This window comes from Streptomyces sp. NPDC058665 (genome assembly GCF_042714995.1).
In the GTDB taxonomy this organism is placed as follows: Bacteria; Actinomycetota; Actinomycetes; order Streptomycetales; family Streptomycetaceae; genus Streptomyces.
Window position 1 is genome coordinate 1 of the sequence record NZ_JBHXRX010000086.1, and the last position, 14,786, is coordinate 14,786.

Annotated in this window: 10 protein-coding genes and 1 pseudogene; 5 read left to right on the forward strand and 6 right to left on the reverse strand. The window is 71.6% G+C overall.

Annotation, left to right across the window (positions count from 1 at the left end):
* Window positions 1-189 precede the first annotated feature (189 nt).
* Window positions 190-1,122, reverse strand: a pseudogene (locus ACFWV8_RS34620) (ThuA domain-containing protein); the annotation flags it as partial.
* Window positions 1,123-1,233: 111 nt separating this feature from the next.
* The gene (locus ACFWV8_RS34625) at window positions 1,234-3,534 is read right to left on the reverse strand and encodes a heavy metal translocating P-type ATPase (RefSeq protein ID WP_384213772.1); all 2,301 of its coding nucleotides are present in this window, start codon (window positions 3,532-3,534) and stop codon (window positions 1,234-1,236) included.
* 139 nt (window positions 3,535-3,673) lie between these two features.
* On the opposite strand from ACFWV8_RS34625, the gene ACFWV8_RS34630 reads away from it, so the two are divergent.
* Together ACFWV8_RS34630 and ACFWV8_RS34635 are read left to right on the forward strand one after the other, a co-directional pair.
* Complete coding sequence (locus tag ACFWV8_RS34630; RefSeq protein WP_384213774.1) at window positions 3,674-4,654, forward strand: hypothetical protein; 981 nt, start codon at window positions 3,674-3,676, stop codon at window positions 4,652-4,654.
* A gap of 114 nt (window positions 4,655-4,768) precedes the next feature.
* A complete protein-coding gene (locus ACFWV8_RS34635) occupies window positions 4,769-5,473 on the forward strand; it encodes a copper homeostasis protein CutC (protein ID WP_384213776.1) in 705 nt (234 codons plus the stop codon).
* Between the two features lie 576 nt (window positions 5,474-6,049).
* Here the strand turns inward: ACFWV8_RS34635 and ACFWV8_RS34640 are convergent.
* Both ACFWV8_RS34640 and ACFWV8_RS34645 read right to left on the reverse strand, forming a co-directional pair.
* A complete protein-coding gene (locus tag ACFWV8_RS34640; protein WP_384213778.1) occupies window positions 6,050-6,649 on the reverse strand; it encodes a signal peptidase II in 600 nt (199 codons plus the stop codon).
* 14 nt (window positions 6,650-6,663) lie between these two features.
* Complete coding sequence (locus ACFWV8_RS34645; protein ID WP_384213809.1) at window positions 6,664-8,694, reverse strand: HelD family protein; 2,031 nt, start codon at window positions 8,692-8,694, stop codon at window positions 6,664-6,666.
* A 507-nt stretch (window positions 8,695-9,201) separates the two neighbouring features.
* On the opposite strand from ACFWV8_RS34645, the gene ACFWV8_RS34650 reads away from it, so the two are divergent.
* Together ACFWV8_RS34650 and ACFWV8_RS34655 are read left to right on the forward strand one after the other, a co-directional pair.
* On the forward strand, window positions 9,202-9,411 hold the full coding sequence (locus tag ACFWV8_RS34650; RefSeq protein WP_384213780.1) for a hypothetical protein: 210 nt from the start codon (window positions 9,202-9,204) through the stop codon (window positions 9,409-9,411).
* 110 nt (window positions 9,412-9,521) lie between these two features.
* Window positions 9,522-10,853, forward strand: a complete 1,332-nt coding sequence (locus tag ACFWV8_RS34655) for a glycosyltransferase 87 family protein (RefSeq protein WP_384213782.1) — start codon at window positions 9,522-9,524, stop codon at window positions 10,851-10,853.
* Here the strand turns inward: ACFWV8_RS34655 and ACFWV8_RS34660 are convergent.
* Complete coding sequence (locus ACFWV8_RS34660; protein ID WP_329386183.1) at window positions 10,811-12,454, reverse strand: DNA repair helicase XPB; 1,644 nt, start codon at window positions 12,452-12,454, stop codon at window positions 10,811-10,813. The two genes, ACFWV8_RS34655 and ACFWV8_RS34660, sit on opposite strands and share 43 nt — an antisense overlap.
* A gap of 264 nt (window positions 12,455-12,718) precedes the next feature.
* On the opposite strand from ACFWV8_RS34660, the gene ACFWV8_RS34665 reads away from it, so the two are divergent.
* On the forward strand, window positions 12,719-13,324 hold the full coding sequence (locus ACFWV8_RS34665) for a VanZ family protein (RefSeq protein WP_384213785.1): 606 nt from the start codon (window positions 12,719-12,721) through the stop codon (window positions 13,322-13,324).
* Between the two features lie 101 nt (window positions 13,325-13,425).
* Here ACFWV8_RS34665 and ACFWV8_RS34670 read toward each other — a convergent pair.
* Window positions 13,426-14,786, reverse strand: a 1,361-nt coding sequence (locus ACFWV8_RS34670; protein ID WP_384213786.1) for an Ig-like domain repeat protein, incomplete at its 5' end; no start/stop codon positions are given.

Here is a 14,786-nt window from a genome sequence, read left to right on the forward strand (position 1 = left end):
CCCGGCGGCGGGGGGGGGGGGGGGGCGGGGCGTGGGGGAGACGTGGCCGGGCCGCGGGGTCGGCGGGGCCGCGGGGGGGGGGGGCAGGGGTGGGGGGGCGGGGGAACCGGCGTATTGCGCTCGCGGCGCCCCGGCCTCGGCGGCGGGGAGCGGGAGAGCGGGCGGCTCAGCCGGTGGCTACTGCGCGGCCAGCCACTTCAGGCCGTTGACCACGAAGCGGTTCTGCGTCGCGCTGTCGAACGTCGACGACAGGCCCGTGTTGGTGTTGTAGTCCATCGCGTTGTGGCCGAAGTTCGCGTACAGCATCTTGTAGTTGCTGTTGGTCCACAGGATCGGGTAGTCGCCGCTGTACCAGGACTGGTTGGGGTCCGTACCGAGCGGGAAGCTCGACTGGTCGACCGAGGCCAGGACCTTGATGTTCGGGTTCGACCGGAGGTTGTTCGACCAGCTGTACCACTCGCTGACCGACGAGGTGAAGGTCGCCGGGATCCCCGCGAGCGCCGGGTGCGAGGCGTTCTCGGTCTTCAGCTTGGCGGTGGTCGGGCCCCAGGTGTTGGACCTGAAGTTGCCGCTGCCGAGGAACTCGTTGTGGTACCAGGGCCACGACTGGGCGCTCGTGGTGAAGGCGGAGACGTGGAAGCCCATCCAGCCACCGCCGTTACGCATGTACTGCTCGAAGCCCGACCGCTGGGCCGCGCTCTGCGGCAGGTCGTCGAGGAAGAGGACGACGTCCACGCCCTGGAGGCCGGTGCCGGTCAGCCGGTTCCAGTTGTTGGTCGACTCGTACGAGAAGTTGTTCGCCGCGGCGGTCTGCGGGAACCACTTGTTCGCCTCTTGAACGAAGTTGATGTGCGCGGCGTCCCAGGTGCCGCTGTAGAAGCCGAGGACCTTGAAGTCTGCGGCGTTCTGCGCCGTGGGGGCCGCCGGGGCCGCCGGGGCCGCCGGGGCCGCCGACGCGGTGCGGCCGGTGCCGGGGAGCGCGGCCAGGCCGAGGAGGGCGGCGAGCAGGAGGAGCAGGCGGAGCGGGTGTCGTACGAGACGTGTCCTGGTGAGCACGTGACGATCCCTTCCTGGGTGGGGGGTGGCGGGGTTGGCACGGGATTCCCGATTGCCGATTGCCATGTCTATGACAGAAAGCGCTTCACTTCTTTGATCTAAGAAGTGAAGCGCCAGCCTGTCAAGACTCTGGTCTGGACCAGAGGGGGCAAGCTGTGCCCCGGCCATTCGTGCCGCTCAGACGGTCGCCTTGAAGCCCCGCAGCCGCAGCGAGTTGCCGACGACGAAGACCGACGAGAACGCCATGGCCGCGCCCGCGATCATCGGGTTCAGCAGTCCGGCCGCCGCGAGCGGAAGCGCGGCGACGTTGTAGCCGAAGGCCCAGAAGAGGTTGCCGTGAATGGTGCCGAGGGTCCGGCGGGCGAGCCGGATGGCGTCGGCGGCGGCGCGCAGATCGCCGGTGACGAGGGTGAGGTCGCCGGCTTCGATGGCGGCGTCCGTGCCGGTGCCCATCGCCAGGCCGAGGTCGGCCTGGGCGAGTGCGGCGGCGTCGTTGACGCCGTCACCCACCATGGCGACCGATCTGCCCTCCGCCTGGAGGCGCTTGACGACGTCGACCTTGTCCTCGGGCATGACCTCCGCGATGACCTGGTCGGCGTCGATCCCGACCTCCTTGGCGACCGCTTCGGCGACGGTGGTGTTGTCGCCGGTGAGCAGGACGGGGGTCAGCCCGAGCGCCCGCAGACGGCGGATCGCCTCGGCGCTGGTGTCCTTGACGGCGTCGGCGACTTCGAGGATGCCGCGCGCCTCCCCGTCCCAGGCGACCGCGACGACCGTACGGCCCGCGGCCTCCGCGGCCCGCTTCCTGGCCGCCAGGTCATCGGAGAGGTGGATCTCCCACTCGGCGAGAAGTTTTTCTCGGCCCACGAGGACGGCGTGGCCCTCCACGATGCCCTGGACTCCCAGGCCGGGGACGTTGGCGAAGTCCTCCGGGGTGGGGAGGGGGCCGGTGCGGTCGGCGGCACCGGTGGCGACGGCGCGGGCGATGGGGTGCTCGGAGGCGTGCTCCAGGGCGCCCGCCAGGCGCAGGAGTTCGGTCTCGTCCGTGCCGGGGGCGGGGTGGCCGGCGAGGAGGGTCATCCTGCCGGTGGTGACGGTGCCGGTCTTGTCGAGGACGATCGTGTCGACCTTACGGGTGGACTCCAGCACTTCGGGGCCCTTGATGAGGATGCCGAGCTGGGCGCCGCGCCCCGTACCCACCATGAGCGCGGTCGGGGTCGCGAGCCCGAGGGCGCAGGGGCAGGCGATGATCAGTACGGCGACGGCGGCCGTGAAGGCGGCCGTCAGCCCCGCCCCGTTGCCCAGCCAGAAGCCGAGCGTGCCGAGCGCGAGCGCGATGACGACCGGGACGAAGACGGCGGAGATACGGTCCGCGAGGCGCTGGGCCGCGGCCTTGCCGTTCTGCGCGTCCTCGACCATCCGTGCCATGCGGGCGAGTTGGGTGTCCGCGCCGACGCGGGTGGCGGTCACGACGAGGCGGCCCCCGGCGTTGAGGGTGGCGCCGGTGACGGTGTCGCCGGGACCGACCTCGACGGGGACGGATTCGCCGGTGAGCATGGAGGCGTCGACGGCGGAGGTGCCCTCGGTGACGGTGCCGTCGGTGGCGATCTTCTCCCCGGGCCGTACGACGAACCGGTCGCCGACCGTCAACTCCCCCGTGGGCACGGTCACTTCGCGGCCGTCGCGCAGGACGATGACCTCCTTCGCGCCCAGCTCCATCAGGGCCTTGAGCGCGGCGCCCGCCTTGCGCTTGGCGCGGGCCTCGAAGTAACGGCCGGCCAGGATGAAGGCGGTGACGCCCGCCGCCGCTTCGAGGTAGATGTTCCCCGCGCCGTCACCGCGCTCGATCGTCAGCTCGAAGGGGTGGGTCATTCCGGGCGTGCCCGCCGTACCGAAGAACAGCGCCCACAGCGACCAGAGGAACGCGGCGGACGTACCGACCGAGATCAGCGTGTCCATCGTCGCCGCGCCGTGTTTCGCGTTGGTCCACGCGGCGCGGTGGAACGGCCAGGCGGCGTAGGTGACGACCGGGGCGGCCAGGGTCAGCGACAGCCACTGCCAGAACTCGAACTGGAAGGCCGGGACCATCGCCATCGCGACGACGGGCACGGAGAGGACGACGGCCGTGATCAACCGCTGGCGGAGGGGGCGCAGTTGGTCGTCGTCGCGGGCGGGGGTGTCGGGCGCGTCCTGCGGGGGTCGGGGCGGGGGTGGCTCGGTGGCGGTGTAGCCGGTGGCCTCGACGGTGGCGATCAGGTCGCGTACGGAGAGATCGCCCTGCGCGTAGCTGACCTTGGCCTTCTCCGTCGCGTAGTTGACGGTCGCCTCGACGCCGTCCATGCGGTTCAGCTTCTTCTCGATACGGGCCGCGCACGAGGCGCAGGTCATGCCACCGATGGCGAGCTCGACGTCGGCCTTGGCGGGGGCCGGGGCGGTGGGGGCGCCGGTGGGTGTGTCGGTTGCCGGTGTGGTGCTCATGACTCGCCGTCTCCTCTGCGTCCAGGGTGATACCTCTGGGGGGTATCCACTCTCCTGGTCCAGGTATACCCCTCGCCCCTATCTGAAGCAAGGGTAGTTCCTCGCTTGACTTTATACCCCCCAGGGGTATCTTCGAACCATGGACATCAACGCGAACACCGGAGTCAGGATCACCGCGTACGCCGCCGCGCTCGCCGCGACGTTCGGCATCGCGTACGGGGTCGGGACGGGGACGGATCCCGTCGTGGCGGAGAAACCGCCGCCCGCGAAGCATGAGCGGGAGCATGCGGCGGGGACGGGCTCGGACATGGGAAAGGAGGCGGGGAAGGAGGCGGACGGCTCGGCGGGCGAGGGTGCGGCGAAGCCGGCCGCGGGCGGGCTCCAGATCTCGGACGGCGGTTACCGCCTCGCCCTCGAGAAGACCGCGATCGCGGCGGGGGCCCGTACGCAACTGAAGTTCTCGATCAAGGACGGGCACGACCGCAATCTCACCTCGTACAAGCGGGAGCACGAGAAGGAGCTGCACTTCATCGTCGCCTCGCGCGATCTGACGGTCTTCCGTCATCTGCACCCGGTGCGGGCGGGTGACGGTGTTTGGTCGATCCCCGTCGAACTGCCCAAGGCGGGCGACTACCGCGTGTTCGCCGACTTCACGCCGGGCGGTGCGGGCGGGGCCGAGGAGAAGGGTGAGGCGCACGGCGACGGCGGGCACGCGGCTGCCGCGACGAACCTCACACTGGGCGCGGACCTCGCCGTATCGGGGCCGTACGAACCGTCCGCTCTCCCGCCGGTCCGCGCCACCGCCGAGGTCGACGGTTACCAGGTCGCGCTCGACGGCGAGCTGACCCCCGGCAAGGCGAGCGACATCAAACTGACGGTCAGCAAGGGCGGCAGGCCCGTCACCAACCTCCAGCCCTACCTGGGCGCGTACGGCCATCTCGTCGCCCTGCGCGCGGGAGACCTCGCGTATCTGCACGTCCATCCGGACGGGCGGTCGGGCGCGAGGGTGTCCTTCGGGGCGACGGCGCCGAGCGAGGGCGCGTACCGGCTGTTCTTCGACTTCCGGCACGAGGGGGAGGTGCGGACGGCGGCGTTCACGGTGCGGACCGGGGGTCACTGATGTGAAGTGCGGGGGGTTTGGTGATGCGGACGCGGTGTGCGGCATCGTAGGCTGCCTATTGGACTAGACCTGTAGCACCCCCCACGACCGGCCTCCCGAACGGAATGGTTTCCCATGAGCAAGCGCGCAGTCCTGGAGGTGATCGCTCTCGACGCCGAGGACGCAGTCGCGGCCCAGGCCGGCGGGGCGGACCGCCTTGAGCTGGTCACCGACATGGCGGCGGACGGCCTCACCCCGGCGGTCGAGACCTTCGCCAAGATCCGTGCCTCCGTCGACATCTCGCTGCGCGTGATGCTCAGACTCCAGGACGGGTTCTCGGCGGGCTCACCGGAAGAGGTGGAGGCGCTGGTGAACGCGGTGGGTGCGCTGCGGATGGAGGGCGCCGACGAGTTCGTACTCGGCTTCCTCGACATCGCGGGCAACCCGGACCTCGTCACGGTGGAGCGGCTGGTCGCGGAACTGGACCCGTGCCGCTGGACGTTCCACCGGGCGATCGACCGCGCGTCGGACCGCGACGCGCTGCGCAAGCAGCTCGCGGACCTGCCGGGCCTGGACACGTATCTGACGGCGGGTTCGGCGGGCGGGGTCGACGCGGGCATCGCGGTGCTGCTGGCGGAGGCGGCGTCGGCGGTCGACGGCGAACCGGGCTACGGCCCCGAACTCCTGGTCGGCGGCGGCCTGCGACTGGACCACCTGCCCCAACTCCGCGCGGGCGGCCTGCACGCTTTCCACATCGGCAGCGCGGCCCGCCCGAACGGCTGGTCGTCCCCGGTATCAGAACGAACGGTCCGCGAGTGGCGCGAGGCGATTGACGGGTAGGCGGGGGGCGGGGCGGGTGCCTGTAGGTGCGGGCGGGGCGCGGTTGCCAGGTACGTGCCGGGTGCGCGAGGCGCGGTGGGCGTACGTGCGGGCGGGCGGCCGGTTCCAGCGCGTTGCGCGCAGCCCGGCCCGCAGCGACGGCGGGGTCCTGTCGGGCGACGTCATCTCGTGGTGCCTGTGGATGCGTTCGGCGCGGGCCGGTCGTGGCCGATCACCCTGCGGGTTCGCCGGCGGGCGGCGCCGGACGGGCGCCGATGCGGTGATCAGCCGGGCGGGGCGTGGCCCGGCCCGGCCCGTCGCGAGTCCCGGCCCGGCCCTGGGGGCGTCACCCCTTCGTCGTGCCTGAGGTGCGATCGGTGCCGCCTTGCCGCGGTCGGTCGCTCCGCCGGTTCGGTGGCGGCCGACCCCGCCGGGTACTTCCGGCTTTGGCCGCCTGGCCGTGGTCGCGTTTGCGGGTCACGCGCGGGCGGTTACTCCCGGCCTCGGCGTCAGACGGGCCCGGGTGCGGCCCGGCCCTGGGGGCGTCACCCCTTCGTCGTGCCTGAGGTGCGATCGGTGCCGCCTTGCCGCAGGCGGTCACTCCGCCGGTTCGGCGGCGGGCGGGGGTGTCGGGTGATCCGTTCGCTCCGCGGGGGCCGTCGGCTCGATTCCCCTGAACGAGAGCACCACGATCGTCACCGCCCCCGCGAAGATCCCGATGTCCGCGACGTTGCCGACGAAGAAGCCCGCGTAGTCGATGAAGTCCACCACGTGCCCGCGCCCGAAGCCCGGGTCGCGGAGGAGGCGGTCACCGAAGTGGGACGTGGCGCCGCCCAGGAGCAGGCCGAGCGCGTACGTCCACGGGACGGAGCGCACGCGCCACGCGTACCAGCCGATCGCCACCACCGCGACCCCCGCGAAGACCGTGAAGATCCAGGTCACGCCCGTGCCCATGGAGAACGCCGCGCCCGGGTTGTAGACGAGCAGGAAGCGGATGGCGTCGCCGATGACGGGGATCGTCTCGGAGTCGCCCAGCGCGCTGACGGCCCACCATTTGGTGCCCTGGTCGACCACCAGCAGCGCGAGGGCGACGGCCAGCGCCGACCAGAACAGCCGGCGCGTGGGGGAAGCCACGTCCGCACCCCCCGTACCCGCCGTCGCCACCGTCTCCGCCTCGGGCTCATCGTTCGAGTTCACTCGCACAGTGTCGCCTACGCGGCCGACCCCGCCCAGGGTGAGTCCAGCTCATCCGGCAGCGGGGAGCCGTGGAGCACGATCAGGCCCGAGACCGCTCGGGTCAGTGCCACGTACAGGCGGCGCAGGCCCGTGCGGGCGTCCGGTTCGCCCGCGACCACCGCCGACGGCTCGTCCAGGACCACGTAGTCGTACTCAAGACCCTTCGCCAGCGACGCCGGCACCAGGGTGAGGCGGGAGGCCGCCGTCGTCTCCTCGCCCGGGGCGAGATACGGCAGGCCCGCGGCCGACAGCGCGGCGGCCAGCGCCGGGATACGGGCGTCCGCCGCGATCAGCCCGATCGAGCCCTCGTGGCGCAACGACTCCACGCAGGCCCCCACCACCGCCGCGTCCGACGCGCCCGCCTCCACCGCCCGTACCTCCAGCGAGCCCGGCGACTCACGCACCGACGCCACCTCCGTCAGCCCCGGCGAGATCGCGGGCAGCAGGCGTGACGCGTAGGCGATCACCTCGCGCGGTACGCGGAAACCGGCGGTCAGTTCCTCGACGACCGCGTCCGGCTTGCCCAGATGCGTCAGCGCCTCCGCCCAACTCGCCGTCGCCCAGGGCGTGGTGCCCTGCGCGAGATCCCCGAGCACCGTCGCCGAACCGGTCGAGCAGCGCCGCCCCACCGCCCGGTACTGCATCGGTGACAGGTCCTGCGCCTCGTCCAGTACGACATGGCCGAGCGAGTGCGTACGGGACACCAGGTCGTTCGCCTCGTCGATCAGCACCGCGTCCGCCGACGACCACTTCGCCGTCCTCAGGCTGCGCGGCGGCTTCTCCCACAGCAGCGCCTTCTGCTCATCGGCCGTGAGCAGCCCCTCCGCGTGCTCGGCGAGGAAGTCCGCGTCGGAGAGCAGCCGCAGCACCAGCTTCGCCGGGTCGACGGCGGGCCAGACCGCCTTGACGGCGGCCTTCACGGCCGGGTTACGGGCCACCGCGTCCTGCACGCGGTCGTCGGGCGCCTCGCCGGACCGTTCCATCTGGACGAGCACGGCGTGCGCGATGCGCTGCGGCAGGGCGTCGTGCGCGGCGCCGTAGCGGATGTCGCGGTCCATCAACTCCCGTACCAGCTCTTCGAGTTCGTATGCGGGAACCCGCCAGCGCCGGGAGCCGCGCACCACCATCACCGGCTCCGTCGGCAGCGTGATGTGCGAACGGACCGCCCGGCGCAGCACCTCCGCCATGCGCGCGTCGCCCTTGACGACGGCCGTCGCCGCACTGTCCGCGCTTTGTACGCGCACCTGGCCGGGCGCCGACGCCACCAGTTCGTCGACGGTCGCCTGCTTGACCTCCAACTCGCCCAGCGCGGGCAGCACTTGCTCGATGTAGTGGAGGAAGGAGGCGTTCGGTCCGATGACGAGCGTGCCGGTACGAGCCAGCCGGTCGCGGTGCGCGTACAGCAGATAGGCCACCCGGTGCAGGCCGACCGCCGTCTTTCCGGTGCCGGGACCTCCCTGCACACAGACGGAGCCGCCGAGCCCGGACCGGACGATCTCGTCCTGCTCGGGCTGGATCGTCGCGACGATGTCGCGCATGGGGCCGACGCGCGGGCGCTCGATCTCGGCCTGGAGCAGCCTGCTGGAGTGGGCGGTCTCGGTCGGGTCGGCCGGGTCGGCCGTCGGTCCTGAGAGGTGTTCGTCCTCGTACGCGGTCAGTTCGCCGGCCGTGTAACCGAAGCGGCGGCGCAGGCCGACGTCCAGCGGTTTCTTCCTGGAGGCCTGGTAGAAGGGCTGCGAGACGGGCGCGCGCCAGTCGATGACCATCGGGTCGCCGTCGGCGTCGTGGACGTGCCGCCGGCCGATGTAGAAGCGCTCGCCCCCCGCGCCCTCGGCCTCGTCGGCGCCGACCGGGTGCAGATAGTCGAGGCGGCCGAAGAAGAGCGGGGTGTGGGAGAGGTCGGCGAGCGCCTTGATGCGGTCCTCGATCTGCGCTTCGAGGACAGCGGCGTTGACCCAGTTCGCCGTCACGTCGCGGATGTCGAGGGCCTGGACGTCCTCGCGCATGGAGCGCAGGGCGGCGCGGGAGGCGCTGAGGTGGGCGCGTTCGCGGGCGAGGAGCGGATCGACGGCGGTGGCGGTGTCTGTGCCGGTGATCGACTGGGTCGGTGCGGGGTCGTGCGCGGACACGGTGGTGCCTCCGGAAGGTACGCAGGCCGACGGGCCGCGACCCGGTGGGGCGGGGCGGCGGCGAGCGTCGGGGGTGGATCACGTCAGGGCAGCCCCCCGGTTTCCGACCGGGCAGCGGCGCTCCTCGGGGGGAGGCGGGAGAAGAGGGAGAGTGTAGTCATCGGGCGACGGCGGGGCGAACGGGTTTTTACGCCCGGCCGTCGTGCTCGTGGTCGTGCGGTGCTCGTTCTCCACGTACTTCCGCGTGCTACCCCCGTAGGGGTCGGGGGCGTGTGTGTAGTCCTCGCAGGGGATGGCCGCTTCCCTGGAGGCGTACGGAGGGGGCATTTTCGATTCCCCCCGCAGAGCGATGTGTTTCGGTCCGCGGAGAAGGACCATTGAGGTATGAGTACAGCGACCTTCACCCCCATCCAGTCCGCGCACGTCGGACCCCCGCGCAGCGGGGCGACGGCGCTCGGTTCCGCCCCTCACTCCGGCCAGCACGCCCCGCACCGGGTGGGCAACGCAGTGCGTGCGGTCAAGGTGTTCGTGACTGCCGCGTTCAGCGTGGCCGTGCTCGGTGAGTACGGGGAGGAGGCGGGCATATTGCGCTGAGCCGCCGATCGCGCCGATCGACTTCCGTGCTGAGCCGGCACCGCCCCTGTCCCTCGACCGACACCGTCGTCAACGTCCCACCGGGGTCCTGATCCGCTAATGTCGCGGCCGTGACGTACCCGACCGTGACTGTCCGGTCACTTCTCGCAGTTGGCGCACTCGCCCTGTCGCTGACCGCGCTCGCTTCGTTCGCCGCGTCCTGCCCGGCCCTGATCGACCGGTTCGCCGAGCCCGTTCCCGTCGCCGACCGCTTCACGGTCACCGAGTGGCGCCTGCCCGCCACTTCTCCGCCCTTCGCCGCCATCCTGTTCGTCCCGGCCACCTGGCTGCCCGCCGCCACACTCAACGCCGTTGCCGCCGCGGCCAACATGCTGCTTCTCGCTCTCCTCGTCCGGCTGTCCTGGCGGTTCGCCGGGCGGCTCCACCACGCCTCGGCCTACGTCACCCCTGTCCCCACGCCCGCACCGACCCTCGTCCCGACGCCCGCACCCACCCCCGTCCCGGCCACCGTCCTGCTCGGCCTCCCCGTGCTCGTCGCCCTCGGGCTGTGGCTCGAACCCGTCCTGCGGACCCTCCTCTTCGGAGAGATCAGCCTCGCGCTGACCTGCCTCGTCCTCTGGGACCTGACCAGACCCGACCACGCCCTCGGCAAGGGCTTCGCCCTCGGGATCGCGGCGGGCGTCGAGCTCACCCCGGCCCTCTTCATCGCCTATCTGCTGCTCACCGGCCGGGCCGAGTCCGTACGCGCGGGGCTCACCGCCCTCGCGTCGCTCATCGGCACGATGCTGCTCGGCGCGCTCGTACTCCCCCGGTCCAGCCTCGACTTCTGGACGCTACGGGTGTTCGAGACCGGCCGCCTGGGCGAGGGATGGGCGGTGGAGAACCAGTCGCTGCAAGGGCTGTTCGCCCGCGCCCTGCACACCACCGAGCCGGGCGTCGGCTGGGCGGTCGCCTGCGTCGGCATCACGTTCGCCGGTCTGTGGCTGGCGCGCAGAGCCGTCGTACGGGCGGGGCTCGACACCTGGGGCGTTCTCGTCACCGCGCTGACCGCGCTGCTCGTCTCGCCCGTCAGCTGGTCCCACCACTGGGTGTGGTGCGTGCCGTTGCTGGCGGTCCTGCTCGCGGAGGGCCGCTGGCGTACGGCGTCGGCGGTCGCGCTGGTCTTCGCGACGCGGACCTTCCGGCTCGTACCGCACGAGGGCGGGGCGGAGCTTCAACTGCCCTGGTGGCAGCAGTTGTTGGCAGCGCCATACGTGCTGCTGGCGCTGGCGCTCCTCATGTACGCGGGGTGGCGCGGCGGGCGTCCGGCCGGGCAGGGCCCGCCGCCGGCCACGAGGGCACCCCGGTGCCGGCCCGCCACGTCCCTTCAGCCCCTCCGGTCCCGCCGCCCCGCCGGGACTCAGCTGCCGGCCAGCAACTCGTCGGCGTCCACGATGCGGTAGGCGTACCCCTGCTCCGCGAGGAAGCGCTGGCGGTGCGCCGCGAAGTCCTGGTCGATCGTGTCGCGGGCGACCACCGAGTAGAACCGCGCCTCGTGGCCGTCCGCCTTCGGGCGGAGCACCCGGCCCAGCCGCTGTGCCTCCTCCTGCCGGGAGCCGAACGTGCCCGACACCTGGATCGCGACCGTCGCCTCCGGAAGATCGATCGAGAAGTTCGCGACCTTCGACACGACGAGCACCGAGATCTCGCCCTGCCGGAACGCCTCGAACAGCTTCTCCCGCTGCGCGTTGCTCGTCTCGCCCTTGATCACCGGGGCGTCCAGATGCTCGCCCAGCTCGTCAAGCTGGTCGATGTACTGGCCGATGACCAGCGTCTGCTCGCCCTTGTGCCGCCGGACCAGTGCCTCGGTCACCTTGCGCTTCGTCGCCGTCGTCGCGCAGAAGCGGTACTTCTCGTCCTGCTCGGCCGTCGCGTACGCCAGGCGCTCGCTGTCGGTGAGATTGACCCGTACCTCGACACAGTCCGCGGGCGCGATGTAGCCCTGCGCCTCGATCTCCTTCCACGGCGCGTCGAAGCGCTTGGGCCCGATGAGCGAGAAGACGTCCGACTCGCGGCCGTCCTCCCGTACGAGCGTCGCCGTCAGCCCCAGCCGGCGCCGCGCCTGGAGGTCGGCGGTGAACTTGAAGACCGGCGCGGGCAGCAGATGCACCTCGTCGTAGACGATCAGGCCCCAGTCGCGGGAGTCGAACAGCTCCAGGTGCGGATAGACGCCCTTACGGCGGACCGTGAGCACCTGGTACGTCGCGATCGTGACCGGGCGGATCTCCTTGCGCGTACCGCTGTACTCGCCGATCTCCTCCTCGGTTAGCGACGTCCGCCTGATCAGCTCGTGCTTCCACTGCCGGGCGGAGACGGTGTTCGTGACGAGGATCAGCGTCGTCGCCTTCGCCTGCGCCATCGCGCCCGCGCCGACGAGCGTCTTGCCCGCGCCGCACGGCAGTACGACGACTCCGGACCCGCCGTGCCAGAAGCCCTCGACGGCCTGCTTCTGGTACGGGCGCAGGGACCACTCCCGCTCGTCCAGCTCGATGGCGTGCGCCTCGCCGTCCACGTAACCGGCCAGGTCCTCCGCGGGCCAGCCGAGCTTCAGCAGCGTCTGCTTGATCTGCCCGCGCTCGGAGGGGTGCACGACGACGGTGTCCGGATCGATCCGCGCCCCGACCAGCGGCTGGACCTTCTTCGACCGCAGGATCTCCTCAAGCACCGGACGGTCGGTGCTGGTCAGCACCAGACCGTGGGTGGGGTGCTTGGAGAGCGTGAGCCGCCCGTACCTGGCCATGGTCTCGGCGACGTCCACGAGCAGCGCGTGCGGCACCGGGTAGCGCGAGTACGCCACCAGGGCGTCGATGACCTGCTCGGCGTCGTGCCCGGCGGCGCGGGCGTTCCACAGGCCGAGCGGGGTCAGCCGGTACGTATGGATGTGCTCGGGCGCGCGCTCCAGCTCGGCGAAGGGCGCGATGGCACGACGGCAGGCGTCGGCCTGGTCGTGATCCACCTCCAGCAGCAACGTCTTGTCGCTCTGGACGATGAGAGGTCCATTCACAGCTGCGCCCTTTCGTCCTTCGTACGGCCACGACACGCGACCAAACGTCCAGTGTCGCGCATCGCCCCGGCTTTCGGCGCGGATGGGGACGCGGACGCGGTCGGGCCGGGGCCGGGGTTACGCGGCCCACGCTCGCCGAGCCCCGGAGATCAGGTGCGTAGGCGGGGCCGCTGGGGGCAAGTGGGGGCTATGGCGGCTGAGAGTGAACGGACCGGGGAGCGGGCCAAGGGGCGGGGGAGCTGGCGGACGTCGTGGGGTGGGGCCGTGTTGCGGGTCGTGGTGCTCGGGGTCGCGCTCGTGTTGCTCGTCGGGTTCGCCGCCGTACTCGCGGAGTTGACGCTCACCCCGTCGCCCGCCTCGGCGGAGATCGCCGGGGCCAATCTGCGGCCGGGGCGTTCGCTGCGGCAGTACGCCGAGGACTACACGTTCCTCGCCGCGTGCAAGCAGGTCGGCGGGAACGTGCTGATGGGCGCGCCGTTCGGGCTGTTGCTGCCGGTGCTGGTGCCGCGCAGGTTCCGGCTGTTGCGGGTGGTGGGGCTGACCCTGGTCGTGATGACCGTGGTCGAGCTGGCGCAGGGGGCGATCGTCGAGGGGCGGGCCTTCGACGTGGACGACGTGATCATGAATACGACCGGTGCGTTCCTGGCGTATCTCCTGCTGGGGCGGCGGTTGAGCCGTCACTTTCACACGCTGGGGTTCGTGGTGAAGCGTGAGCCGGCGGCGGCGAAGGTGGCCAAGAAGGCGGTTACGAAGAAGTCGGTCGCCGCGAAGCCACCTGCCAAGAAGACCGCCGCCAAGAAAGGGGCCGGTTCGAAGAAGAAGGCCGTCGGCAAGAAGGAGACATCCCTGGGGCGGCGTCCCCGGAAGTAGCCGGGAGCGGGCAGGGCCGCGACACCCTCGGCGGCCCGACGCGTGCACGCCCGCGTCGGGCCGCGGTGTGCGGCCCGACGCGGTCTGTGCGGCCGGGTGGGTTACGGGACCGGCGGGATCGGGACGAAGGTCAGGCCCGCCGTGACCGAGGACCGTGCGAAGCAGCCCGCCGCGGCGAACGACGCCGTGTAGGTGGCCGCCGTCACGATGGTGGCGGGAACGGTGACGGTGGGCGGGGCGAGGGTCGCCACGCCGCCGGCGTCGGTGACGGCCGTGCCGATCAGGATCGGCCCGCTCACCGCGTTGGCGGTGAAGGTCACCGTCATGCCGGGGATCGGTGCGTTGGTCGCGGCGTTCCTCAGCGTCGCGTTCATGGTCTGGATGACGAAGGTGCCGTTGAGCCGCAGCCGGACCTGCCGGGGTGCGGCCGTGAGAGTGGTGGCCACGCTCGTCGCGTTGATGACCACGGAACCTGTCGACGTCCCGAAGCACGGGGCGCCGTTGTAGTGGGCGGTGATGGTGCCGGAGGACAGGCTGGTGGAGCTGAAGCAGGCCTGGCCGGCGGCGTTGAGCGCGACTGTCGCGTTGAGCCCGCCGGGGCCGGTGAACGTGACGGTGCCGGTGGGTGTGCCCGAACCTGGTGCGTTGGTCGTGACCGTCGCGCACACCGTCACCGTCTGCCCGCAGACGGACGGGTTCGGTGTCGCCGTGACCGTCGTGGTGGTGGTGGCGGGGTTGACCGTGGCGGTGGCCGTGCCGGTGGAGCCGGTGAAGCACGGGGCGCCGTTGTAGTGGGCGGTGATGGTGCCGGTGGCCAGCGATGTCGTCGTGAGGCAGGCCTGGCCGGCGGCGTTGACGGCGACCGTCTGGTTGAGCCCGCCGGGGCCGGTGAATGTCACCGTCCCTGTCGGCGTGCCCGAACCTGGTGCGTTGGTGGTCACCGTCGCGCACACCGTCACCGACTGCCCGCAGACCGACGGGTTCGGCGTGAGCGAGACCGTGGTGGTGGTCGAGGCCGGGTTGACCGTGACGGCGACGGTGCCGGACGAGCCGGCGAAGCAGGGTCCCTCACCGTTGTATGTGGCGGTGACGGTGCCGGTGGACAGGGAGGTGGTGGTGAGGCAGGCCTGTCCACTCGCGTTCAGCGGCACTGTCTGGTTGAGCCCGCCGGGGCCGGTGAATGTCACTGTGCCGGTGGGTGTGCCCGAACCTGGTGCGTTGGTGGTGACCTTGGCGCAGACCGTCACCGTCTGCCCGCAGACGGACGTGCCGGGGGTCGCGGTCACGGTCGTGGTGGTCGCCGCCTCGTTCACGGTGACGGCGACGGAGCCGCTGGAGCCGCCGACGCAGCTGGTGCCGTTGTAGACGGCGGTGACGGTGCCGGTGGACAGGGAGGTGGTGGTGAGGCAGGCCTGTCCACTCGCGTTCAGCGGCACTGTCTGGTTGAGCCCGCCGGGGCCGG

Coding starts and splice junctions, on each gene's coding strand:
- ACFWV8_RS34625 (WP_384213772.1), bottom strand. CDS start 3,534: ATGAGCACCACACCGGCAACCGACACACCCACCGGCGCCCCCACCGCC.
- ACFWV8_RS34630 (WP_384213774.1), top strand. CDS start 3,674: ATGGACATCAACGCGAACACCGGAGTCAGGATCACCGCGTACGCCGCC.
- ACFWV8_RS34635 (WP_384213776.1), top strand. CDS start 4,769: ATGAGCAAGCGCGCAGTCCTGGAGGTGATCGCTCTCGACGCCGAGGAC.
- ACFWV8_RS34645 (WP_384213809.1), bottom strand. CDS start 8,694: ATGCGCGAGGACGTCCAGGCCCTCGACATCCGCGACGTGACGGCGAAC.
- ACFWV8_RS34650 (WP_384213780.1), top strand. CDS start 9,202: ATGAGTACAGCGACCTTCACCCCCATCCAGTCCGCGCACGTCGGACCC.